This is a genomic window from Microbacterium sp. PAMC21962 (assembly GCF_019443465.1).
Taxonomy (GTDB): Bacteria; Actinomycetota; Actinomycetes; order Actinomycetales; family Microbacteriaceae; genus Microbacterium; species Microbacterium hominis.
In genome coordinates, this window is the sequence record NZ_CP080381.1 from 815,091 (window position 1) to 836,519 (window position 21,429).

Annotated in this window: 23 protein-coding genes, 1 tRNA gene and 1 other RNA gene; 6 read left to right on the forward strand and 19 right to left on the reverse strand. The window is 70.3% G+C overall.

Annotated features, from left to right (window positions below; translation table 11 throughout):
• Positions 1-36 precede the first annotated feature (36 nt).
• Genes KY498_RS03925 through KY498_RS03935 form a run of 3 tightly spaced genes read right to left on the reverse strand, consistent with a single transcriptional unit; the run spans position 37 to position 2,673 of the window.
• Positions 37-1,221 carry an acetyl-CoA C-acetyltransferase gene (locus KY498_RS03925; protein WP_191008468.1) on the reverse strand — a complete coding sequence of 395 codons (1,185 nt, stop codon included), beginning with the start codon at positions 1,219-1,221 and terminating at the stop codon, positions 37-39.
• On the reverse strand, positions 1,218-1,871 hold the full coding sequence (locus KY498_RS03930; protein WP_174524650.1) for a 3-oxoacid CoA-transferase subunit B: 654 nt from the start codon (positions 1,869-1,871) through the stop codon (positions 1,218-1,220). The genes KY498_RS03925 and KY498_RS03930 overlap by 4 nt, the downstream gene beginning before the upstream one ends.
• A 1-nt stretch (position 1,872) precedes the next feature.
• Positions 1,873-2,673 (reverse strand): CoA transferase subunit A, encoded by an 801-nt coding sequence (locus KY498_RS03935; protein WP_191008467.1) that lies wholly within the window; start codon positions 2,671-2,673, stop codon positions 1,873-1,875.
• A 107-nt stretch (positions 2,674-2,780) separates the two neighbouring features.
• On the opposite strand from KY498_RS03935, the gene KY498_RS03940 reads away from it, so the two are divergent.
• Positions 2,781-3,569, forward strand: coding sequence for an IclR family transcriptional regulator (locus KY498_RS03940; RefSeq protein ID WP_101306193.1), 789 nt, complete (start codon positions 2,781-2,783; stop codon positions 3,567-3,569).
• Between the two features lie 121 nt (positions 3,570-3,690).
• Here the strand turns inward: KY498_RS03940 and KY498_RS03945 are convergent, their stop codons facing one another.
• From KY498_RS03945 to KY498_RS03985, 9 genes are read right to left on the reverse strand one after another with little or no spacing between them, the layout of a single operon-like run.
• Positions 3,691-4,599: an alpha/beta fold hydrolase gene (locus KY498_RS03945; protein WP_191009684.1), complete on the reverse strand. Its 909-nt coding sequence runs from the start codon at positions 4,597-4,599 to the stop codon at positions 3,691-3,693.
• The gene (locus tag KY498_RS03950) at positions 4,596-5,348 is read right to left on the reverse strand and encodes a 3-hydroxybutyrate dehydrogenase (protein ID WP_101306192.1); all 753 of its coding nucleotides are present in this window, start codon (positions 5,346-5,348) and stop codon (positions 4,596-4,598) included. The genes KY498_RS03945 and KY498_RS03950 overlap by 4 nt, the downstream gene beginning before the upstream one ends.
• Positions 5,341-6,018 carry a TetR/AcrR family transcriptional regulator gene (locus KY498_RS03955; protein WP_191008466.1) on the reverse strand — a complete coding sequence of 226 codons (678 nt, stop codon included), beginning with the start codon at positions 6,016-6,018 and terminating at the stop codon, positions 5,341-5,343. Before KY498_RS03955 ends, KY498_RS03950 begins: the two co-directional genes overlap by 8 nt.
• Entirely contained in the window at positions 6,005-7,567 is a 1,563-nt protein-coding gene (locus tag KY498_RS03960) for a class I adenylate-forming enzyme family protein (RefSeq protein WP_191009685.1), read from the reverse strand. The genes KY498_RS03955 and KY498_RS03960 overlap by 14 nt, the downstream gene beginning before the upstream one ends.
• Before the next feature lie 22 nt (positions 7,568-7,589).
• The gene (locus KY498_RS03965) at positions 7,590-8,732 is read right to left on the reverse strand and encodes a branched-chain amino acid ABC transporter permease (protein ID WP_101306189.1); all 1,143 of its coding nucleotides are present in this window, start codon (positions 8,730-8,732) and stop codon (positions 7,590-7,592) included.
• Positions 8,729-9,604 carry a branched-chain amino acid ABC transporter permease gene (locus tag KY498_RS03970; protein WP_101306188.1) on the reverse strand — a complete coding sequence of 292 codons (876 nt, stop codon included), beginning with the start codon at positions 9,602-9,604 and terminating at the stop codon, positions 8,729-8,731. The genes KY498_RS03965 and KY498_RS03970 overlap by 4 nt, the downstream gene beginning before the upstream one ends.
• A complete protein-coding gene (locus KY498_RS03975) occupies positions 9,601-10,311 on the reverse strand; it encodes an ABC transporter ATP-binding protein (RefSeq protein WP_191008465.1) in 711 nt (236 codons plus the stop codon). Before KY498_RS03975 ends, KY498_RS03970 begins: the two co-directional genes overlap by 4 nt.
• Positions 10,308-11,096 carry an ABC transporter ATP-binding protein gene (locus tag KY498_RS03980; protein WP_191008464.1) on the reverse strand — a complete coding sequence of 263 codons (789 nt, stop codon included), beginning with the start codon at positions 11,094-11,096 and terminating at the stop codon, positions 10,308-10,310. The genes KY498_RS03975 and KY498_RS03980 overlap by 4 nt, the downstream gene beginning before the upstream one ends.
• Before the next feature lie 25 nt (positions 11,097-11,121).
• Positions 11,122-12,330, reverse strand: a complete 1,209-nt coding sequence (locus KY498_RS03985; protein ID WP_191008463.1) for a substrate-binding domain-containing protein — start codon at positions 12,328-12,330, stop codon at positions 11,122-11,124.
• Between the two features lie 155 nt (positions 12,331-12,485).
• Between KY498_RS03985 and KY498_RS03990 the strand changes: the two genes are divergently transcribed.
• Both KY498_RS03990 and KY498_RS03995 read left to right on the forward strand, forming a co-directional pair.
• Positions 12,486-12,917, forward strand: a complete 432-nt coding sequence (locus KY498_RS03990; protein WP_060959363.1) for a MarR family winged helix-turn-helix transcriptional regulator — start codon at positions 12,486-12,488, stop codon at positions 12,915-12,917.
• Complete coding sequence (locus KY498_RS03995) at positions 12,914-14,149, forward strand: MFS transporter (protein WP_191008462.1); 1,236 nt, start codon at positions 12,914-12,916, stop codon at positions 14,147-14,149. The genes KY498_RS03990 and KY498_RS03995 overlap by 4 nt, the downstream gene beginning before the upstream one ends.
• A gap of 54 nt (positions 14,150-14,203) precedes the next feature.
• Here KY498_RS03995 and KY498_RS04000 read toward each other — a convergent pair whose 3' ends face one another.
• Together KY498_RS04000 and KY498_RS04005 are read right to left on the reverse strand one after the other, a co-directional pair.
• A complete protein-coding gene (locus KY498_RS04000) occupies positions 14,204-14,647 on the reverse strand; it encodes a hypothetical protein (RefSeq protein ID WP_191008461.1) in 444 nt (147 codons plus the stop codon).
• 123 nt (positions 14,648-14,770) lie between these two features.
• Positions 14,771-14,846: transfer RNA gene (locus KY498_RS04005), tRNA-Lys, on the reverse strand.
• Positions 14,847-14,960: 114 nt separating this feature from the next.
• Here KY498_RS04005 and KY498_RS04010 point away from each other — a divergent pair.
• Positions 14,961-15,800: an inositol monophosphatase family protein gene (locus tag KY498_RS04010; RefSeq protein ID WP_191008460.1), complete on the forward strand. Its 840-nt coding sequence runs from the start codon at positions 14,961-14,963 to the stop codon at positions 15,798-15,800.
• A gap of 20 nt (positions 15,801-15,820) precedes the next feature.
• Positions 15,821-16,420, forward strand: coding sequence for a nitrate ABC transporter substrate-binding protein (locus KY498_RS04015; RefSeq protein ID WP_191008459.1), 600 nt, complete (start codon positions 15,821-15,823; stop codon positions 16,418-16,420).
• Positions 16,421-16,504: 84 nt separating this feature from the next.
• Here the strand turns inward: KY498_RS04015 and ssrA are convergent.
• Positions 16,505-16,874: a transfer-messenger RNA gene (ssrA, locus tag KY498_RS04020) on the reverse strand.
• Between the two features lie 84 nt (positions 16,875-16,958).
• On the opposite strand from ssrA, the gene KY498_RS04025 reads away from it, so the two are divergent.
• Positions 16,959-17,615 (forward strand): SIMPL domain-containing protein, encoded by a 657-nt coding sequence (locus KY498_RS04025; RefSeq protein WP_191008458.1) that lies wholly within the window; start codon positions 16,959-16,961, stop codon positions 17,613-17,615.
• 65 nt (positions 17,616-17,680) lie between these two features.
• Here KY498_RS04025 and smpB read toward each other — a convergent pair whose 3' ends face one another.
• From smpB to prfB, 4 genes are all read right to left on the reverse strand, one after another.
• The gene (gene smpB, locus KY498_RS04030) at positions 17,681-18,157 is read right to left on the reverse strand and encodes an SsrA-binding protein SmpB (protein ID WP_060959357.1); all 477 of its coding nucleotides are present in this window, start codon (positions 18,155-18,157) and stop codon (positions 17,681-17,683) included.
• 71 nt (positions 18,158-18,228) lie between these two features.
• Positions 18,229-19,143 (reverse strand): permease-like cell division protein FtsX, encoded by a 915-nt coding sequence (gene ftsX / locus KY498_RS04035; RefSeq protein ID WP_060959356.1) that lies wholly within the window; start codon positions 19,141-19,143, stop codon positions 18,229-18,231.
• Complete coding sequence (ftsE, locus tag KY498_RS04040) at positions 19,140-20,177, reverse strand: cell division ATP-binding protein FtsE (protein ID WP_191008457.1); 1,038 nt, start codon at positions 20,175-20,177, stop codon at positions 19,140-19,142. The genes ftsX and ftsE overlap by 4 nt, the downstream gene beginning before the upstream one ends.
• Positions 20,178-20,267: 90 nt before the next feature.
• Entirely contained in the window at positions 20,268-21,380 is a 1,113-nt protein-coding gene (gene prfB / locus KY498_RS04045; RefSeq protein ID WP_191008456.1) for a peptide chain release factor 2, read from the reverse strand.
• Positions 21,381-21,429: the final 49 nt, after the last annotated feature.

A 21,429-nucleotide genomic window follows, 5' to 3' on the forward strand; every position in this document is an offset into this window, starting at 1 on the left:
GCGCGCGGGAGTGTCGCCCCGCGCACGCCGCCGTGCTCAGCGCGTGAGGATCAGCGCCTCCCCTTGACCGCCCCCGCCGCAGAGGCCGACGGCTGCCGTGCCCGAACCGCGGCGGACGAGCTCGTGCACGGCGTGCACGACGAGCCGCGCGCCGGAAGCGCCGATCGGGTGACCGAGCGCGATGCCGCCGCCGTGGACGTTCACGACGTCCTCCCCCACCCCGAGCTCGCGCTGCGAGCGGGCGACGACGGCGCCGAACGCCTCGTTGATCTCGATGAGATCCACATCGGATGCCGCGAGATGCTGGCGCTGCAGGGCCTGGGCGATCGCACGCGCGGGCTGCGCGTGCAACGAGTTGTCGGGGCCGGCGACCTGACCGGCCGCGCCCACCACGGCAAGAACGGGCCAGCCGCTCGCGTCGGCGTGCGCACGCGTGGTCAGCACCACGGCGGCCGCGCCGTCGGAGATCTGCGATGCGTTGCCGGCCGTGATCGACCCGTCGGCCGAGAACGCGGGGCGAAGACCGGCGAGCGTCTCCTCGGTGGTCTCGTCGCGGATGCCCTCATCGGTGGTGATGGTCACCGCGGGACCGCGGCGCTGCGCCACCTCGACCGCGACGATCTCGGCGTCGAAGACCCCGGCATCCCGCGCCGCCGCGGCGCGCTGGTGCGACAGGGCGGCGACGCGGTCCTGCTGTTCGCGCGTCACCTCGAACCGTGGGTTCAGCCGCTCGGTCGAGGCGCCCATGCTCTCGCGGTCGTACGCGTCGGTCAGACCGTCGTAGGCCATGTGGTCGAGCACCTCGACGGATCCATAGCTCCAGCCCTCGCGCGAGCCCATCAGCAGGTGCGGCGCGCGCGTCATCGACTCCATGCCGCCCGCGACGACGACCCTCGCGTCGCCGGAGGCGATCATCCGCTTGGCGTCGATGATCGCGGTCAGTCCCGACAGGCACACCTTGTTGACGGCGGATGCCGGGACGTCCCAGCCGAGTCCGCCGGCGAGGGCCGCCTGGCGCGCCGGGTTCTGTCCGGAACCGGCCGGCAGCACCTGTCCCATGATCACGGCATCCACGGCGTCGGCGGGGAGGGCACCCTGTGCGAGCGCACCGGCGATGGCGAACCCGCCGAGCTGCGGGGCGGTGAAGGAGGCGAGCTGCCCCTTGAGCCGGCCCTGCGGCGTGCGGGCGGCGGCCACGATGACGATGTCGTCGGTGCTCATGCGATCTCCTCGAGTGCGTCGGCGATGATCAAGTGGGGTTCGGTGGCGGCGACGACCTCCGCGACGCTGACACCCGGAGCGGTCTCCACGAGCACGAGCCCGTCGGCCGTGACGTCGATGACGGCGAGGTCGGTGATGATCCGGTCGACGACTCCGCGTCCCGTGAGCGGCAGCGAGCACGCGTCGACGATCTTGGCCGAGCCGTCGCGCGCGACGTGCTCCATCAGCACGATCACGCGTTCCGCGCCGTGGACGAGGTCCATGGCGCCCCCCGGACCCTTGACCATCTTCCCGGGGATCATCCAGTTCGCCAGGTCGCCGGCGGCCGACACCTGCATGGCGCCGAGGATGGCCGCGTCGATCTTCCCGCCCCGGATCATGCCGAAGCTCAGCGCCGAGTCGAAGAACGCGGCGCCCGGGAGGACCGTGACGGTCTCCTTGCCGGCGTTGATGAGGTCGGGGTCGACGTGGGCCTCGGTCGGGTACGGACCGACGCCGAGGATGCCGTTCTCCGACTGCAGCACGACGGTGACGTCGTCGGGCACGAAGTTCGGCACGAGCGTCGGCAGACCGATGCCGAGGTTCACATACGACCCGTCGGCCAGTTCCGCGGCCGCACGTGCGGCCATCTCGTTGCGGGTGCGCGCCATCTCAGGCTCCTTCCGGGATGTCGCGGTCGGCGCTGTCGTCGACCGTGACGGTGCGGCGCTCGATGCGCTTCTCGATGTCGGTGCCGACCTCCACGATGCGGTGCACGTAGATGCCGGGCAGATGGATGCCGTCGGGATCGAGTTCGCCGGGGGCGACGAGCTCCTCGACCTGCGCGATGCAGATCCTCCCGGCCATGGCGGCGAGCGGATTGAAGTTGCGGGCGGCCTTGTGGAAGACGAGGTTGCCGTGGGTGTCGCCCTTCGCGGCGTGCACGAGCGCGAAGTCGGTGACGATCGCCTCTTCGAGCACGTAGTCGCGCTCCTCGCCGGTGACGGCGAAGGTGCGGACATCCTTCGGCGGCGACGCCACCGCGATGCCCCCGGCGCCGTCGTACTTGCGCGGCAGTCCGCCCTCCGCGACCTGGGTCCCGACGCCGGTCTGGGTGAAGAAGGCCGCGATGCCCGCGCCGCCGGCGCGGAGCTTCTCGGCGAGCGTGCCCTGGGGCGTCAGCTCCAGCTCGAGCTCGCCGGAGAGGAACTGCCGCTCGAACTCCTTGTTCTCGCCGACGTAGGAAGAGGTCATCTTGCGGATGCGTTTCGCGTTCAGCAGCACGCCGAGGCCCCAGTCGTCGACGCCGCAGTTGTTCGAGACGATCGACAGGTCGCGCGTGCCCTGGGCCAGCAGCGCCTCGATGAGCGCGATGGGATTGCCCGAGAGGCCGAATCCGCCGACGGCCAGCGATGCGCCGTCCGGGATGTCGGCCACCGCATCGGCGGCCGACGGGTAGGTCTTGTCGATCACGAATCACTCCTTTGTCACCGCGTGTCCGCCTCCATCCTCCGCCGTCGCACCCGGCCGCGCACGTCGGCGCTTGCCATGTGGATGCCGCGGCGCGTACTGTCCACATCATGGACACCGCGCGACGAACGGTTCCCGGCGCGCAGTCGGTGGCGCGGGCGGCGGCGCTGCTGCGGCTCGTGACGTCGGCGGGCGAGGAGGGACTCTCGGTCGCCGAGATCGCCCGCCGCGCCGAGCTGACCCGCCCGACCACGCACCGTCTGCTCACGGCGCTGCGTCACGAGGGACTCGTCGACCAGGACGAGCGCACCGGCGCGTGGATGCCGGGACCCGAGCTCTATCTCATGGGGACGGTCGCGGCATCCCGCTACGACATCACCGCCATCGCGCGCGACATCGTCCGCTCGCTCGCGGTGCGCACCGAGGAGAGCGCGTTCCTGTCGGTGCGCCGCGGCGACGAGACGGTGTGCCTCATCCGCGAGGACGGCGCGTTCCCCATCCGCTCGTTCGTCCTGTCGGAGGGCGTGCGCTTCCCCCTGGGCGTCGCGTCGGCGGGGCTCGCCATCCTCGCGTTCCTGCCGCCCCACGATGTGGACGCGTACTTCGAGCGGCATCCCGAGCTCGCCGAGCGCCACGGCGCGGCGCACGCCGAGCCGCGTCTGCGCGCGCGTCTGCGCGAGACGCAGGCCCGCGGCTACGCCCTCAACCCGGGACTCATCGTCGAGGGCAGCTACGGCATCGGAGCGGCCGTGTTCACGCGCGCGGGGCACCCGCAGTGGGCGCTGAGCCTCACGGGGGTCGACTTCCGGTTCTCCCCCGAGCGCATTCCCGATCTCGGACGCACGCTCCTCGCCCACGCGCACCAGCTGACCACGCGGGTCGCCGCCGGCGCCCACTAGCCGCCGCCTCTGCCGCGGCCCCGGCATCCCCTGCCGAGAAACCACCGCCACCCCGAGAAACCACCGCAGCGGTGATGTGTCGAGACGCCGGTGGTTTCTCGGGATGCCGCGGGCGGCGGAGCTACGGCGTGAGCGGGACGGAGGCGGCGAGCTGCTCCTCCACCAGCGCGGCCAGGCGGTCGGCACCGGCGTGGGAGAGCACCACCGTGTAGTGGTTGAACTCCGGCCACGCCACGTGCGCCACCGACGGATACGTCTGCAGGAGCGCGGCGAGGTGCGCGGGCGGATACAGCCCCGGCACCTCGTCCTGCAGCCCCCGCGGCACGGTGACGAGGGTGGTCGGCGCCGTGAGCGCCTCGAGGGCGTCGCGCACCGTCGAGCGGGTGTTCATGTCGACGGTGTCCTCGACGGTGGTGGCGTAGCTCGTCGCCGGTCGGAACGAGCCGTCGGCCTCGCGGTCGAGGTCGTACGCGAGGTAGTGCTCGAGGGCGGGCGACCAGTCGGCCGCGAACGCGGGGTGCCCGCGCCAGAACGCCAGGTAGTCGTCCACGTCGGCGAAGCGGCGCGAGAGCCGCGCGGCCGTCGGCCCGAGGATGGCCGCGACCAGCTCGTCCGGCGTCAGGTCGGCCGGGGCGACCAGCGGAAGTCCCCCGTCGACGAGGAGGAGACGCGCAACGAGGTCGGGATGCCGGTGCGCGAACACCACCGACACGAACGCGCCCATGGAGTGCGCGACCACGAGGTCCGGCACGAGCTGCAGCGCCGCGCAGACGGCGGCCAGATCGTCGGCGTGCGCCGCCATGCCCGCCGGTCCCTGCACGCCGTTGCTGCGACCGCGACCGCGCAGGTCCGGCGCGACGATCCTCACGTGCGGCAGCGCCTCGGCGAGCAGCTCCCACGCGAGGTGCGACGAGGTGACCCCGTGGACGGCGAGGATCGTCGGGGCGCCCGGCTCGGCCTCCCACACACCGACCCGCAGCGAACCGCCGGGGACGGCGACATCGACGGCGCGCGCCGCGCGGGTGCTCATCGTGCCGTCCATCCGCCATCCATCGTGTAGCTGGCGCCGGTGACCATCCCGGCGTGATCGCTCGCCAGCCAGCCCGCCAGAGACGCGACCTCGGCCGGCTCGATCAGGCGCTTGACGACCGATTCGGTGAGCATGATCTTCTCCACGACCTCCTCTTCGGGGATGCCGTGCACGCTCGCCTGGTCGGCGATCTGCTTCTCGACCAAGGGCGTGCGCACATACGCGGGGTTGATGCAGTTGCTGGTCACCCCGTGCGGGCCGCCCTCCAGCGCCGTCACCTTCGACAGCCCCTCCAGGGCGTGCTTGGCGGTCACGTAGGCCGACTTGTAGGCGCTGGCGCGCAGGCCGTGCGCGCTGGAGATGTTGATGATGCGTCCCCATCCCCGCTCGTACATCCCGGGCAGCACCGCGCGGATCAGCAGGAAGGGCGATTCGACCATGAGCCGCTGCATGAACCGGAAGCGCTCGGGCGCGAACTCGGTGATCGGCGCGACGGTCTGCACACCCGCGTTGTTCACGAGGATGTCGGCATCCAGCGAGAGGTCGTCCAGCGCCGCCGTCGCGGAGAGGTCGACGACCCACGCCTCGCCGCCGAGGCGCTCCGCCACCTCCTGCGCGGCGTCGCCGTTGAAGTCGGCGATCACCACGTGCGCGCCGCGGCGCGCGAACTCCTCGGCGCAGGCGAGGCCGATGCCGCTCGCGCCGCCGGTCACGACGGCGCGGCGCCCGGCGAGGTCCTGCTCAGTCATGGTCCTGTCCCCTCTCGCCGCGTGCCGCGAGCGCGTTGCGGATGAAGCGCATCATGCCGTCGATGACGGCGTCGGGGATCGCCGCCGGAGGCTGCCCCTCCTCATCGCGCTCCCAGAGCAGGAAGCGCATGCCGATCAGCTCACCGGCGCCCATGAGAGCCCAGGCGGTCACCTCCGGGTCGAGCCCGGTGTCGACGTCACCGGATGCCTGCGCGGCGCGCAGACCGGCCTCGTAGCCTTCCACGATGCGCGTGTAGTGCAGCCGCAGCATCTCGGGCGAGACGAACTCCGCCTCGCGCACCACCCGGTACAGCGCCGGGTGGGCGGCGGTGAAGCGGAAGAACCCCTCGAAGCCCGCGCGCTCCGCGTCGATGCGGTTGTCGGTGTCGGCCATCGCCTCGGCCATCGCGTGGCGTACGCGGCGGTTGAGATCGACGACCAGCTCCTCGAAGACCTGCTGCTTGCTGTCGAAGTAGAGATAGAAGGTGCCGAGCCCGATCCCCGCGCGCTCCGTGATCTTCACGATCGACGCCTCGTGGTAGCCGAGGTGGGCGAAGACATCCTCCGCGGCTTCCAGGAGCTTGCGACGGGTGGCCTCGCCGCGCTTGGTCAGCGGTTTCCCGGCCGCGGAGAAGGCCGCTTCGGGCTCGAACTGCTCAACTGTGCTCACGAGCACTTCCTCTCACCAGGTCGGCGGCCCGAGCGCGCAGTCGAGAACGGGCCAGCTTCTCGATCGTGGACCGTGGCAGGTCGTCGACGAACGCGACGCGCACGGGGACTTTGAAACCCGCCAGTTCCGCGCGGGCGTGGGCGAGCACCTCGTCGGCGCCGAGCGCCGCGCCCTCCGCCCGTACGACGAACGCGACGCCGCGCTCGCCCCACACGTCGTCGGGCACGCCCACGACCGCGGCATCCGCGATCGCCGGATGCAGGAGGAGGGCGCGCTCCACCTCGGCGGGGGCGACGTTCTCGCCACCGGAGATGAAGATGTCCTTCCTGCGGTCGACGATGCGGAAGACGCCGTCCGCGTCGCGGTGCACCACGTCCCCCGTGCGCAGCCAGTCCCCCGTCATCGCCCGCGCGGTCGCCGCGGGGTCGTGGAGGTAGCCCGCGAACACGCTCGGCCCCCGCACCCACAGCTCGCCGGTCGCCTCCCCGCTCAGCTCGAGGCCCGCGTCGGGATCGACGACCCGCACGTCGACGTGGGGGTAGGGCCGCCCGACCGCTCCGGGATGGACACCGCTTTCGGATGCCGGCAGGCACAGCACGTTGGGAGCCGCCTCGGTCAGGCCGTACCCCTGGGTGAGCGGCACACCGGCATCCGCCCACCGCGCCGCGAGCGCCGGTGGGATCGTCGCGCCGCCGACGAGCGCCTGACGCAGCCGTCCGCGGGCGAGGGCGTCGAAGCCGGGGTCGTCGATCAGCAGCCGGTACTGGGTGGGCACGCCCATCATGGCCGTCACGCCCCGCTCGGCGAGCAGCTGCAGCACACGCCGCGGCTGGAACGAGCGTTCCAGCACGACCGTCGCGCCGACCCACCAGGCCAGCAGCGGCTGACAGTTCCAGGCGGCCACGTGGAACTGCGGGAGCACCGCCAGCACGACGTCGTCGGCGGTCAGCTGCGCCACGCCCGCGAGCGCGAGGTTGTTCCAGAAGCAGTTGGCGTGGGTCAGGACGACACCCTTCGGCGCCGCCTCGCTGCCGGAGGTGTAGATGACCAGAAGCGGATCGTCGTCGCGCACGGCGCGGGCGGGCGCGGCCGCGCTCGCATCGCCGCGCGGCGGGACGGCCGCCTCGATGCCGGTCGTGCCGAGCAGTGCCGTCGGTGGCGGCGCGGCCACGCGCGACAGCGCGTCGGTCGCCACGCCGAGGTACTCGTCCTCGATCGCCACGAGCGACGGGGCCGCATGCAGCAGAGCCTCGCTCAACTCCCGCGACGACAGCCGCCACGACAGCGGCACCATCGCGATGCCCGCCTTCGCGCAGGCGAAGAACACCACGACGTGGTCGATCGAGTTGCCGGTGATCGTCGCGAGCCGATCGCCCGGGCCGTAGCCCGCGCGACGGAGGGATGCCGCGAGCTCGCGGGCCCGCGCTTCGAGGTCGCCGTAGCCGATCCGCACGCCGCGGTCGTCGATGGCGGTGCGGTCGGGCGTGCCGCCGGCGCGATCGGTGAGCCAGCGGCCGATCGTGTGCGCGCCGTCGAGGTCGCCGGTCATCACCCTCGCCCCCTCCCGCCGCTCACGCGCGCACCTGCGCGGGCTCGGCGACGGCGTCGTCTGCGTCGTCGATCTGGCGCAGCTGCGAGCGGGTGCGCTCGCCGCGACGACGGCGCACCGCTGCATCGATCGTTCCGGCGATGCCGCCGGGCAGGAACATCACCACGAGGATGAACAGTACGCCCAGCAGGAACAACGGCTCCGACAACGGGATGCGCAGCACGTCGGGAAGGTCGCGGATCCACTCCGCGCGCGCCAGCACCGTGAGCCGCTGGTCGAGGATCGTGTAGAGCACGCCGCCCACGATGGCACCCCACCGGAACCCGACGCCACCGAGCACGACCATCACGAGCACGGTGATCGTCAGATCGGCGCCGACGGCGCTGGGCTGCGTGCCCGACTGCAGCAGCATGTAGGCGATACCGGCGAGGGAGGCGCACAGCGCCGCGGCGACGAACACGAGCAGCTTCGCGGCGTAGGGGCGCAGGCCGAGCACCTGCACGCGCAGCTCGTTCTCGCGCGTCGCCTGGGCCAGGTGGCCGAGCCGCGACCGATCGACCCACAGCACCACGAGGTACACGATCACCAGCACGACGAGAGTCACCCAGTAGAGGTTGCGGGTGTTCGACACGCCGACGAGCCACGCGGGGATCTGGTCGACGGGCAGACGCAGCCCCTCCTCACCGCCCGTGACGTCCTGATTGCGGCGGACGAGCACCGATCCCGCCTGGGCGAACGCGAGCGTCACCATCGCGAACGGGATGCCGGACACCCGCATCGAGATCGCGCCGGTGAACGCGGCGATGGCGAGACCGCCCACGAGCGCGATGAGCACCCCGGGCCACAGCGGCACGCCGACGAGCTTCAGCGCGAGGCCCAGCCCGTAGGCGCCGGCACCGAAGTACAGCGCATGACCGAACGACAGCATCCCGGAGGTCCCCAGCAGCAGGTTGTACGACAGCGCGAGCGCGGCGAACACCATGCACAGCGACAGCAGCGCGAGCGTGCCGGGTGTGTAGGTGGCACCGGGGAGGATGCCGGGGATCGAGATGTTCAGCAGCGGCAGCACGGCCATGACCACGACGAGGGCGGCGCCGACGACGAAGGGCAGGGCCGCGCCGCGGCGGCCCGGGATGAGGGTGGGGACCCCGGTGGTGACGGTCATGCTTTCCTCCCCATGAGGCCGGTGGGTCGCACGAGGAGCACGACGGCCAGCAGCACGACGACGATGAAGTCGCCCGTGCCGCTGAGGTACACGTTGGCGAACTGCTGGAGCACGGCCACCAGCACCGAGGCGATCGCCGCCCCCGTCAGCGAGCCGAGCCCGCCGATGACCGTGACGATGAAGGCGAAGATCAGGAGCGTTGCGCCGAGGTGGGCCGAGACGAACGTCGTGTAGTGCATCGCGAGCACGCCGCCGATGCCGGCCGCCGCGCCTCCGATCGCGAACACGAGCGTGAAGCTCCGCCGCACGTCGATGCCGAGCGCGGTGACCATCGATCGGTTCTCGACACCCGCGCGGATGATCATGCCGTACCGCGTCTTCTTCAGGAACAGCACCAGGGCGATCAATACGAGGGCGGCGGCCAGCATCAGCACCCAATAGGTGTTCGGGATGCGGGCGCCGAGGATCTCGGTGGTCTCCTTGAGCCAGGCAGGACCGGCGATGTTCACGGCATCCGTCCCCCAGATGCCCTCGAACAGCGCCACCGCGGCGAAGGAGAGGCCGACGGTCACGAGCACCTGTTCGATGTGGCGTTCGTACAGCGGCCGGATGAGCACCAGCTCGGTCAGCGTGGCGAACACCGCTCCCACCAGCGCGCCGACGAGGATCGAGACGACGAACGAGCCCCACGAGGCGGTGCCGAGCGCCTGCGCGACCTGCCAGCCGATGAAGGCGCTGAGCGTGAGGAACGCGCCGTGGGCGAAGTTGAGCACGTGCATGAGCCCGTAGATGAGGCTGAGCCCCGACGCGACCAGGAAGTAGAGGGCGCCGAGTCCGATACCGGTCAGCAGGATGAGGACGATGCTGCTCATGCGTGGGCCTCCGCGCTGACGCCGAGGAGGCGGGTGGTGAGGGCGTCGTCGTCCAGGATCTCGCGGGCCTTTCCGGTGTGCACGACACGGCCGCCCGCGATGACGATCGCGTCGTCGGCGAGGCGGCGGACGACGTCGAGGTTCTGCTCGACGAGCAGGATCGGGACGATCTTGGCGGCTTCCTGGAGCGCCTGGGCGACCTCGCCGACGATCTTCGGGGCGAGACCCTTTGTCGGCTCGTCGACGAGCAGGATCCGGTTCTCGTTGAGCAGCGCGCGGGCCACCGACACCATCTGCTGCTGACCTCCGGACAGGGTGCCCGCGAGCTGGCCGCGGCGGGCGACGAGGTCGGGGAAGAGTTCCGCGACGAACTCGCGTCGTGGGTTCTTGTCGCGTTCGGCGAGGGCGAGGTTCTCCGCGACCGTGAGAGCGGCGAACACCTCCCGGTCTTCGGGCACGTAGCCGACGCCGCGCTGGACGATACGATACGTCGGAAGGGTGTCGATGCGCTCGCCCGCGAGCGTCACCTCGCCGCGACGCGAGATGAGACCCAGGATGCCGCGGATCGTCGAGGTCTTGCCGACGCCGTTGCGGCCCAGGACGGCGGTGATGCCGGTCGCCGGGACCTGGAAGGACACGTCCTCGACGACCTGCTGCCCGGCGATGGATGCCGACAGGTGCGAGACGGTGAGGATCGGTGCGCTCATGCGGCCGACTCCTGCGTCGGCTCTCCGGTGCGGCCGAGGTAGGCGCTCTGCACCACGGGGTTCTCCATGATCTGCTGGGGCGCGTCGAACGCGATGATCGACCCGGAGTACATGACGGCGACCTTCTGCACGAAACCCATGAGCACGTCGATGTGGTGTTCCACCATCAGCACCGTGCAGCCCGTGGCATCCTGCATCTCGCGGATCGTGTCCACGAGTCCCGCGACATCACCCGACGCGACGCCCGCCATCGGCTCGTCGAGCAGCACGATCTTCGCCTCGGTAGCCAGCAGCACCGCGATCTCGAGCTTGCGCTTGTCGCCGTGCGAGATGTCGCCGGCGGCGGTGTCGAGCTTGTGGGTGAGACCCACCTTGACGAGCTGCTCGAGGGCGAGGGCGGTCGCCGCATCCGTCCGGCGGGGAAACCGCAGCAGCGAGTAGTTGCCGCCGAGACCGACCTGCGCGGCCAGGCGTACGTTCTCCAGCACGCTCAGGCGTGGGAACAGGCTCGAGGTCTGGAACGTGCGCCCCAGTCCCGCCCGCGCGCGCTGGGGAACCGACGCGCGGGTGATGTCGACGCCATCCATCAGGATGCGACCGGAGGTGGGCCGGATGACGCCGGAGATCACGTTGAACAGCGTGGTCTTGCCGGCGCCGTTCGGACCGATCACGCCGACGGTGCTGCCGGGCGCGATGTCGAGGTCGACGTCTTTCAGGATGGTGGCTCCGCCGATCTGCAGGCCGAGGCCTTCGATCGACAGCGCGGACGGGACGGGGGTGCTCATGCGGGTGCGCCTCGCTTCGTTCCGGTCACTTCTCGGCCGGTGCGACCTCGTCCGCGGGGACGGTGTCGACCAGTTCGGGAGCGAAGCTTCCGCCGGACGCGACGAGCTTGACCTGGTACATGTCCTGGATCAGCGCGTGATCGCCGGCACGCACGGTCAGCGAGCCCTTGGGGCCCTGGAAGGTGAAGCCCTCGAGGCTCTTGACCATCGCCTCGACGTCACCCTTGCCCTCCTTGACCGCCTGCACGACCATCAGGGCCGCGTTGAATCCGTCGGGGGTGAACAGGTCGGGAGTGCCCCCGGCCGTGGTCACCGCATCGACCATGGCGGTGTTGACCTCGTTGTCGGGCGCGCCCGGGAAGTAGTAGTTGAGGAACTTGATCTTCTCGGATGCCGCGCCGTACGCCCCGAAGGTGGCGGAGTCGCCGAGGCCCGTGACGACGGGGACGGCGTCGAGCACGCCCTGCTGGCTCATCGCCTGCCACATCGCCCCCGAGGTGGCGCCGGCCCACGCGACGAAGACGAGGTCGGGCTTCGCGGCGAGCACCTGCTGTGCGAACGGCGTGAACTCGGTGACGTCCTCGGCGACGAGCACGCTGTTCACGGTCGCGCCCTTCGCCCCGAGGATCGCCTGGACCGCCGCCTCGTTGCCCTTGCCGAACGCGGTGTTCTGCGCGAACACGGTGACGGTCTTGCCGTTGAGGTCGCCGAGGAACGTGCCGGCCGTGGCGACGTCCTGCGCCGACTGCCGACCGCTGCGGAACGTGTAGGCGTTGACGCCGGTGAGCGCATCGGCGGCGGCGGGGCCCGAGATGAAGAGCACCTTGTTCTGACCGGCCTGCTCTGCGACGGCGGCGGCGACACCCGACGAGGCGCTGCCGGCGAGGAGGGTGACACCCTGGCCGATGAGCTCCTTGACCGCACCGACGGCGGTGTCGGGGTCGCCCGCGTCGTCGCGGTAGTCGACGGTGATCTTCGTGCCGTCGACCTCGTTCGAGCCGTCGGTCGCATAGTCGAGCCCGGCCTTGAAGCCGTCGAGGTACTGCTTGCCGTAGCTGGCGAGGGGGCCCGTCTCGCTGGTGACGACGCCCACGGTGATCTCGGCCGGGCCGGAGCCCTCGGTCGAGCCGCCGCCTGCGGCCCCGTCCTGCGGCGCGCAGGCCGACAGAGCGATGGCCGTCGTCGCGACGACGGCCACAAAACTCGCGTGGAGCAACTTCTTCGTAACCCGCATGTGCGTGCCTTTCACCATTGGAAGGAAGACCTGAGAACTGATTCAGGTACTGCCATCATGTTCAGGTCTCTCCCCGATGTCAAACACCGCGGGCGAGCCGGTGGTCACGATCCGGTAACCCGCCCCTTTCCATACCATCGGTATATACTGTGGGTATGCAACACACCGACGACATCCTGCGGCTGCTCGTCGGCGCGCACGCGCTCACCCGCGTCGCGTCGCTCGAGACCCGCACCGAAGCCCCCGCCGCCCAGTGGCGGACCCTCGTCCTGCTCCGCGACAACGGCCCCCTCCGCATCGGCGATCTCGCGACGCTCAGTCGCGTCACCCAGCCCGGCATGACGCGGCTGGTCACGCAGATGGCCGAGGCCGGGCTCGTCGAGCGCACCACCGACCCGGGCGACTCGCGCGCCACTCTCGTGTCGGCGACGGATGCCGGGATGAGCGCCCTCGACGAGTGGCTGCAGGTGCTTAGCGCCGCCCTCGCGCCGCGTTTCGCCGACCTCGACGAGCAGGAGTGGGCGACGATCCGTCGCGCCGCCGACATCGTCGATGCCCGCACGCGGGTCGCGGAGGTCGCCCGATGAGCGCCTCCCCCGCATCCTCCCGCGTCAACATCTGGCGTCAGCCCGCGCAGGTGTGGGCAGTCGCGTTCGCGTGCGTGATCGCCTTCATGGGCATCGGTCTGGTCGACCCGATCCTTCCCGCCATCGCCGAGTCGCTGCAGGCGAGCCCCGTCGAGACCGAGCTGCTGTTCACGAGCTACCTGGTGGTCACCGGCCTGGCGATGCTCGTCACGAGCTGGATCTCGTCGCGCATCGGCACGAAGGCGACCCTGCTGATCGGCCTCGGCCTCATCGTCGTGTTCGCCCTGCTGTGCGCCCTGGCCGGCAGCGTCGACGCCGTCATCGGCTTCCGCGCCGGATGGGGTCTGGGCAACGCCCTGTTCATCTCGACCGCTCTCGCCACGATCGTCGGCGCAGCCTCGGGCGGCAGTGCCGCGGCGATCATCCTGTACGAGGCAGCGCTCGGTCTGGGCATCGCGATCGGACCGCTGCTCGGCGGCATCCTGGGTGAGATCAGCTGGCGCGGCCCGTTCTTCGGTGTCGTCGCGCTGATGGCGATCGCCTTCATCGCGGTGCTCGTGCTGCTGCGCGGCGGCGAGGAGAAGCGCACACCCGTGAAGCTGTCGGCGCCGTTCCAGGCGCTGCGCCAGCCCGCGCTCGCGGTGCTCGCGATCGCGGCGCTGTTCTACAACATCGGGTTCTTCGTGCTGCTGGCCTTCTCGCCGTTCCCGCTGGGATTCGGCGCGATGGGCATCGGTCTGACCTTCTTCGGCTGGGGCGTGGCTCTCGCCGTGACGAGCGTGTGGGTGGCTCCGATCCTGCTGCGTCGCCTGTCCCGCAGCACGGCCATGCTGGTGGTGCTGCCGCTGCTGGCGATCGATCTGCTCGTCGCCGCCGTCGTCGTCACCTCCCCCGCGGGGCTGGTGACCTGCATCATCGTCGGCGGTCTGCTGCTGGGTCTGATGAACACGATCCTCACCGAGTCGGTGATGGAGGCGACCGACCTGCCGCGCTCGGTGGCATCGTCGGCGTACTCCGCCGTGCGCTTCCTCGGCGGGGCCGCCGCTCCCCCGATCGCCGCCGCCCTGTGGCACGCGTTCAACGCTTCGGTGCCGTTCGTGTTCGCCGCCGTCTCAGTGTTGATCTCCGCGGCGACCATCCTGATCGGCCGGCGGGCACTGGCCCGCATCGACGCCCACGACGCGGATACCACGGAGGAGGCCGCCGCGGTGCTCGTCGGCGACGCCGCGTAAGCGGGTGGCGGATGCGTCGGCGCTGATCGGCCTCGTCGGGCCGACGCATCCGCCTCAGAGCGACCGCGCCGTGAAGAGCGAGCTCGGGAGGTGCCCCGCCGCGAGCACGACGGCGGCGACCGCCATCCACGGATTGGTGAGCCACGCGGAACCGGCGAGGAACGCGGCGACGGGAAGCACGGCCATCGGCACGGGAACTCGCCACACGGGGCCGAAGAGGAGATCCAGCCGGCACCCGCCGGCGACGAAGCGGATCCACAGCGCCCCGTAGGCGACGACCAGCAGCGACACCGGCAGGGCCCACCACCAGCGCACATCCCCGCCGACGGTGATGACCGGCACCGTCACGCACAGCACCTGCCCCACACGCTCCAGCGCGACCAGGCTGCGCGGGACCCCGACGCTCGTCGGCGCGGGGCGCGGCGGAAACCGTACGAGCAGGAGGCTGGGCGCGAACAGAGCGATGCTGAGCACGAGGCCGAGAGGCGAGAAGCCCATGCGTTCGAGCGTATCGACGCGGTTCGCACCGCCGTGATGCGCAGCGCCGTCAGTAACTCGCGACCGTCGATCGGACGCAGATGCAGACAGTCCCCCGACCTTGCGATCGGGGGACTGTCTCGGTGGTGCACCCCCTGGGACTCGAACCCAGAACCCACTGATTAAGAGTCAGTTGCTCTGCCGATTGAGCTAGAGGTGCGTTCCGTTCGGCCGCCGGATCCTCGAGAAGATCACTGGCGAACCGAGGGACAACGTTACCATCCCGAAAGGCTCACCGCGAATCGAGACGACCGCGGCGCGTATCCTTGAGTGTGTGACCTCCCCCGCCACCGCGTCTCCCTGGAGCACGCCCTTCGACGGTGACCTCACCGACGACCTGCAGCTCGCGCTGCGACTCGCCGACGCGGCGGATGCCGTGACGATGGCGCGCTTCGACGCCGCCGACCTCGACGTCCAGCTCAAGGCCGACGCGTCGCACGTGACCGAGGCGGATCTCGCCACCGAACGGGCCCTGCGCGACCTGCTGTCGACGCAGCGACCGGATGACGGCATCCTGGGCGAGGAGTACGGCGCATCGGGCGACGAGACGCGGCAGTGGATCATCGACCCGATCGACGGCACGGCCAACTATCTCAAGGGCATCCCGATGTGGACGACCCTCATTGCGCTCGCGATCGACGGCGTGCCGCGCGTCGGCGTCGCGAGCCAGCCGGCACTCGGCCGGCGCTGGTGGGCGGCATCCGGACACGGCGCGTGGACGAACACCCCCGACGGCGGTAGCCGCCGCCTCGGGGTCTCGAGCGTGGCGAGCGTCGCGGATGCGAGCGTGAGCTTCCAGTCCATCGCCCAGTGGGACGAGGTCGGCCGAACCGAGGACCTGCTGCGCCTCAGCCGTGCCGTCTGGCGCGACCGCGGCTACGGCGACACGTGGCCCTACATGCTGCTCGCCGAGGGTCGCCTCGAGTTCGTCGCCGAGTTCGGCGTGAAGGAGTACGACATCGCCGCGCTCGTGCCGATCGTGCACGAGGCCGGCGGGCGCTTCACCGACATCGACGGCGCCGACTCGATCGCGTCGCGCTCGTCCCTGGCGACCAATGGGCGCCTGCACGACGACTTCCTCACCCTCCTCGGCGCCTCCCCCGCCGCCCGCTGACCCGATCGGCCCCCCCACCGATGACACGTTCTCGCTTCGCGCCTCTCGCCCTTCCGGCTCTGGCCCTCGCCACGGCGCTGGTGCTCACGGGGTGCGCCTCCGCCGCGCCGTCCGCCGCCGATCCCACTACGACGGGCAACGCGGTCTCGCCCACGCCCACTGGGGCCCTTCCGGAGCCGACGCCGGACGCCTCGGCGTCCGCCGGGTCGACCGACAGCTGCGAGGGCATGATCGATCCCGACACGCTCGCCGAGTTCAAGAGCAAGGGATGGACGTTCAAGCAGACCCCGTTCACGTTCGAGACCCAGCCGCCCAGCTCGGCGCTGGACGGCGGTCTCATCTGCACCTGGGCGAACTACTCGGTGGCGTCGGGGAACCTGATCGAGTTCGGCTGGTCGGCGATCACCGCGGACGAGGCGGAGACGATCGCGGAGCAGCTCGTGCAGGAGGGGTGGCGCCGCGAGCCCTCCGACGACGGCTTCTACATCACGCAGGACTCCGCTCGTGCGCTCACGACGGATGCCGACGGCTACGGCATGACGTATCAGTTCGGCGACGGCTGGGTCGCCGTCTCCGACACGAAGCAGAACCTGCTGCTCATCCCCGCCACCGCCGGCTGACGACGCGGCCACCCGGCTCTCCCACGACGAAGGCCCCGGCATCCATCGAAACGGATGCCGGGGCCTTCGGCGGTGACAGTGACGTCGTGGAGCTGGGGGGAATCGAACCCCCGTCCAACGCTGAGATACTGCGTCTTCTCCGGGCGCAGTCTGTGCAGACGTTCTGCTCGGCTCCGACCTTTGTCACAGACACCTAAGTCGACGAGCCCAGCCTGGGAAGAGTCCCGCGTGACGTCCAGGCGCCGTCACACAGCAAGACCCCTAGATGACGCCAGGGTCCGTGGCGGGGTCACACACGGTCTGACGGACTATCGGGCTCGCTTAGGCAGCGAGGGCGAAGTCAGTGCGCTTGGATTCGGCACTTGTAGTTTTGCAGAGATCGTTTACGAGATAACCCTGCATCCTCGGCCCGCTTCTCGCAGATTCACAGACGCTGTCGAAACCGATCAGCCCCGTGTGCCTTGCGGCGAATGAGCCACTGTCACGCTGTGGAGTTGTCACCGGATGCCGAAGGCACCCGAGCATTACAGTTTACCCCATGACCGATGTCACGATCACCGTCCGCGGCGAGAGCCATGCCCGTGTGCTTCCGGAGCGGGCGGTCGCGCACGTCACCGCGACCGCCGACGGCCCGGAACGCACCGCCGTCATCGAGCGCGTCTCGGCACTCGCCGAGCCGCTTCGAGGCGAACTGGCGGCGCGTGCCGCGACGGGGGCGGTCGCGGAGTGGTCGAGCCAGCGCCTGTCGGTGTGGGCCGATCGTCCATGGAACAACGAGGGTCGCCAGCTCGATCTCGTGCACCACGCCGCCGTCGAGTTCACGGCGACCTTCGTCGACCCCACCGATCTGTCGGACTGGCTGAACGACATCGCCCTCACCGATGGCCTGCAGGTGCGCGCGATCGAGTGGCAGCTCACCCCGGCGACGCGGGCCCGCCTGGAGCGCGAGGTCGCGACGGATGCCGTGGCCGTCGCCGTCGACCGCGCCGCCGCCTACGCAGCGGCCATCGGGCGCCACGAGGTCGCCCCGGTCGAGATCGCCGACCTCGGACTGCTCGGATCGGCGACCGCGCCCGCGGCCCCGCGGATGATGGCGAAGGCCGCCGCGTTCGACTCCGCCGGTGCGGCCGTCGTGCTCCGCCCCGAGGAGATCGTCGTCTCCGCCGGGGTGGAGGCCCGCTTCACCGCCCGGTAACGGGCGCGCCCTCGGTCGTCGAGCAAGGCGCCGAGCGCCGATTCGAAACGCCCGGCCGTCCGCGACTATTCGCCGCGGAGGTTGCGGCTGCGCATCGCCCGCTCGGCTTCGCGCTTGTCCTCACGCTCGCGGATGGTCTGGCGCTTCTCGTACTCGCGCTTGCCCTTCGCCACCGCGATCTCGACCTTCGCACGGCCGTCGGAGAAGTACAGCTTCAGGGGGACGAGCGTGTACCCGCCCGCGCTGACGGCGTGTGACAGCTTGACGATCTCCTCCTTGTGCAGGAGGAGCTTCCGCGTGCGCTTCGAAGCGTGGTTGGTCCAGTGACCCTGCGAATACTCGGGGATGTGGACCGCGTCGAGGAACGCCTGCCCGCCGTCGATGTACGCGTATCCGTCGGTCAGATTGGCCCGCCCCTGACGCAGCGACTTCACCTCGGTCCCGGTCAGCACGAGGCCCGCCTCGTACGTCTTCTCGATGGTGTAGTCGTGGTGCGCGCGACGGTTGGTCGCGATGACCTTCTCCCCGCGTTCCCTGGGCATGGCTGATCCTTCGTCGTGTGGTCCGCCGCATGCGACGGGATGCCGCGGACACGGCAGCCCGTCAGTCTATCTCACGCCCGCAGCCACCGGCGGATCGCGAAGCCCGCCGACAGTGCCGCGAGGACCAGGCCGATGACGATGATCAGAGGGATGACGATCGCGGCATCCCCCATGTTCACCCAGTTGGTGATGAAGGTCACGCGTCCCTTGAGGTACTCCCCCACACCGAAGTGCACGCCGACGACGATCGCCGCCCCCGCCATCACCGACCCGATGAAGGCCGCGAAGACGCCCTCGAGGATGAACGGCGTCTGGATGAATCTGTTCGAGGCGCCGACGAGTCTCATGATGCCCACCTCCCGCCGTCGCGCATAGGCGGACAGGCGGATCGTGGTGGCGATGAGCAGGACCGCGGCGATCAGCATGAGCACGGCGATGCCGACCGCGATGTAGGTCGCGATCGTCAGCGCCGAAAAGAGCGGTTCGAGGTACTGCATCTGGTTCTTGACGCCCTCGACGCCGTCCATGCCCTGGAAGGCCTCGGTGATGACATCCGCCTTCCCGGGATCGACCAGCCCGACCCAGTAGGTCTCACCGAGCTGCGCGGGGGTGACGTAGTCCTTGTACTCGTCGCCGTAGAGGTCGATGAGGTTCTGGTAGGCCTCGTCGGCGGACTCGTAGCGCACGTCGCGGACCACGCCGCCGAGAGCCGAGCTCGACAGCCGTTCGGAGACCTGATCGATCTGCTCCTGGGTCGCCGCGCCGTCCGCGCAGGTCGTCGCGGTGGAGTCGTCACGGCACATCAGGATCGACACCTGCGCGCGATCGACCCAGTAGTCGCGCATCTTGCCGATCTGCATCTGCATCAGCATCGCCGCACCCACGAACGTCAGCGAGACGAACGTGACGAGCACGACGGAGATGACCATCGACGCGTTGCGGCGCAGCCCCGTGAGCGCCTCCGCGAGAATCAGCTGCATCCTCATGAGGTCGGTCCCACTTCGTCGTTCTCGTCGGTCTCGCGGCGGAGGCGATCGGCCACGCCGAGCCTGCCGAGGTCGATGTCACCGAGGCCGAGCTGGCCGAGGTCGACGTCCGGGGCGTTGATCGCGATCGGTCTCGTCGTAGGGGCCGGTTCGGCGGCGTCGGCCGCGGGCCGCTGCACGGGCGGGGTGCGCTCGGCGGGGACGGATGCCGCGGCATCCACCGTCGGCGGGGCGGGCACCGGCTCGACGGGCGCCTGCGCGATCTCGCGCTGCAGCTCGAGCACGGCGCTGAACGCCGCGGTCGCGGCGGCACCCTTCTCCGCCTGCGGGGTGAGCGACGGCAGCGACGACGTGTCGCCGTAGCCGCCGTGACGGTCGTCGCGCATCATCACGCCGCCGCGCAGCTCGATGACGCGCCGCTTCATCTGATCGACGAAGCCCGCTTCGTGGGTCGCCATCACCACCGTGGTGCCGCCGGCGTTGATGCGTGCGAGCAACTGCATGATCCCGATGGAGGTCGCGGGATCCAGGTTGCCGGTGGGCTCGTCGGCCAGGAGGATCTGCGGGCGGTTCACGATCGCCCGTGCGATCGCGACGCGCTGCTGCTCACCGCCGGAGAGCTCGTGCGGCAGTCGCTTCTCCTTGCCGTCGAGGCCCACGAGGGCGAGCGCCTCGGGCACCGCCTGCTGGATGAACCCTCGCGACGATCCGATGACCTGCAGCGTGAAGGCGACGTTCTGGAAGACGGTCTTGTTGGGCAGCAGCCGGAAGTCCTGGAAGACCGAGCCGATGTGTCGGCGGAAATAGGGGACCTTGCGCGTGGACAGCGTCTTCAGGTCGCGACCGAGCACGACGACGCGGCCCTCGCTCGGGCTGTCCTCCCGCAGGATCAGACGCAGACAGGACGACTTCCCCGAGCCGGACGCGCCCACGAGGAAGACGAACTCCCCGCGCTGCACCTCGAAGTCGACGTCGCTCAGCGCCGGCTTGCTGGTCCCTCGGTATTTCTTGGTGACGTGCTCGAACCGGATCATGACTCGACGAGCCTACGTCGACCCCCGTCGGATGCCGGGTGCGACACTCGCCGCGTGTCGACTGCACGCCGCGGGTGATCGCGGAGCTGATCAGTCGTCGGCGTCCTTGCGCTTGCGCCACCGGATGCCGGCGGCGATCAGACCGTCGAGGTCGCCGTCGAAGACGACGGCGGGGTTTCCGACCTCGTAGCCGGTGCGGAGGTCCTTAACGAGCTGCTGACCGTAGAGGAAGTAGGAGCGCATCTGGTCGCCCCAGCTCGCCGTGATCGTGCCGGCGAGCTCCTTCTTCTTGGCCGCCTCCTCCTCGCGCTTGAGGAGGAGCAGACGGGTCTGGAGCACCCGCATGGCGGCCGCACGGTTCTGGATCTGGCTCTTCTCGTTCTGCATCGAGACGACGAGGCCTGTCGGAAGGTGGGTGATGCGCACGGCCGAGTCGGTGGTGTTGACCGACTGTCCGCCGGGGCCGGACGAGCGGAACACGTCGACGCGGATGTCGTTCTCGGGCACCTCGACCTCGACGGCCTCTTCGAGCGCGGGGATGACCTCGACCGCGGCGAAGGACGTCTGGCGCTTGTCGGCGCCGCCGAACGGGCTGATACGGGCGAGACGGTGCGTTCCCGCCTCGACCGAGAGGGTGCCGTACGCGTAGGGCGCGTCGACCTCGAAGGTCGCCGACTTGATGCCCGCGCCCTCGGCGTAGGAGGTGTCCATCACCTTCACGGAGTACTTGTGCCGCTCGGCCCAGCGCAGATACATGCGCAGCAGCATCCCGGCGAAGTCCGTGGCGTCGTCGCCGCCCGCGCCCGAGCGGATCGTCACGACGGCGGGACGGTCGTCGTACTCGCCGTCCAGGAGCGTCTGCACCTCGAGCTGGCCGATGACGTCCTGGAGCGCGGCGATCTCGCGGCGCGCCTCTTCGGCGGTGTCCTCGTCGTCCATCTCGTGGGCGAGCTCGACCAGCACGTCGAGGTCGTCAAGGCGCTGCTCGACATCGGCGACGCGCTTGAGGTCGGCCTGGCGGTGGCTGAGCGCACTGGTGACCTTCTGCGCCTTCTCGACGTCGTCCCAGAGGTCGGGGGCGCCGGCTTCCTCCGACAGTCGCGCGATCTCCGCGCGCAGCCCCTCGACGTCGACCACCGCCTGGATGTCGGAGAAGGTGGAACGCAGCGCCTGGATGTCGGCGGAAGGATCGAAATCAAGCATGACACTCCAGACTAACGTGGATCGGGTGAGCTCCCGCATGCCCGACCCC

Coding starts and splice junctions, on each gene's coding strand:
- KY498_RS04025 (WP_191008458.1), top strand. CDS start 16,959: ATGACCGATGTCACGATCACCGTCCGCGGCGAGAGCCATGCCCGTGTG.
- KY498_RS04015 (WP_191008459.1), top strand. CDS start 15,821: ATGACACGTTCTCGCTTCGCGCCTCTCGCCCTTCCGGCTCTGGCCCTC.
- KY498_RS03995 (WP_191008462.1), top strand. CDS start 12,914: ATGAGCGCCTCCCCCGCATCCTCCCGCGTCAACATCTGGCGTCAGCCC.
- prfB (WP_191008456.1), bottom strand. CDS start 21,380: ATGCTTGATTTCGATCCTTCCGCCGACATCCAGGCGCTGCGTTCCACC.
- KY498_RS04000 (WP_191008461.1), bottom strand. CDS start 14,647: ATGGGCTTCTCGCCTCTCGGCCTCGTGCTCAGCATCGCTCTGTTCGCG.
- ftsX (WP_060959356.1), bottom strand. CDS start 19,143: ATGAGGATGCAGCTGATTCTCGCGGAGGCGCTCACGGGGCTGCGCCGC.
- KY498_RS03970 (WP_101306188.1), bottom strand. CDS start 9,604: ATGAGCAGCATCGTCCTCATCCTGCTGACCGGTATCGGACTCGGCGCC.
- smpB (WP_060959357.1), bottom strand. CDS start 18,157: ATGCCCAGGGAACGCGGGGAGAAGGTCATCGCGACCAACCGTCGCGCG.
- KY498_RS03930 (WP_174524650.1), bottom strand. CDS start 1,871: ATGGCGCGCACCCGCAACGAGATGGCCGCACGTGCGGCCGCGGAACTG.
- KY498_RS03980 (WP_191008464.1), bottom strand. CDS start 11,096: ATGAGCACCCCCGTCCCGTCCGCGCTGTCGATCGAAGGCCTCGGCCTG.
- KY498_RS03975 (WP_191008465.1), bottom strand. CDS start 10,311: ATGAGCGCACCGATCCTCACCGTCTCGCACCTGTCGGCATCCATCGCC.
- KY498_RS03990 (WP_060959363.1), top strand. CDS start 12,486: ATGCAACACACCGACGACATCCTGCGGCTGCTCGTCGGCGCGCACGCG.
- KY498_RS03985 (WP_191008463.1), bottom strand. CDS start 12,330: ATGCGGGTTACGAAGAAGTTGCTCCACGCGAGTTTTGTGGCCGTCGTC.
- KY498_RS03925 (WP_191008468.1), bottom strand. CDS start 1,221: ATGAGCACCGACGACATCGTCATCGTGGCCGCCGCCCGCACGCCGCAG.
- KY498_RS03960 (WP_191009685.1), bottom strand. CDS start 7,567: ATGACCGGCGACCTCGACGGCGCGCACACGATCGGCCGCTGGCTCACC.
- ftsE (WP_191008457.1), bottom strand. CDS start 20,177: ATGATCCGGTTCGAGCACGTCACCAAGAAATACCGAGGGACCAGCAAG.
- KY498_RS03950 (WP_101306192.1), bottom strand. CDS start 5,348: ATGACTGAGCAGGACCTCGCCGGGCGCCGCGCCGTCGTGACCGGCGGC.
- KY498_RS03945 (WP_191009684.1), bottom strand. CDS start 4,599: ATGAGCACCCGCGCGGCGCGCGCCGTCGATGTCGCCGTCCCCGGCGGT.
- KY498_RS03965 (WP_101306189.1), bottom strand. CDS start 8,732: ATGACCGTCACCACCGGGGTCCCCACCCTCATCCCGGGCCGCCGCGGC.
- KY498_RS03940 (WP_101306193.1), top strand. CDS start 2,781: ATGGACACCGCGCGACGAACGGTTCCCGGCGCGCAGTCGGTGGCGCGG.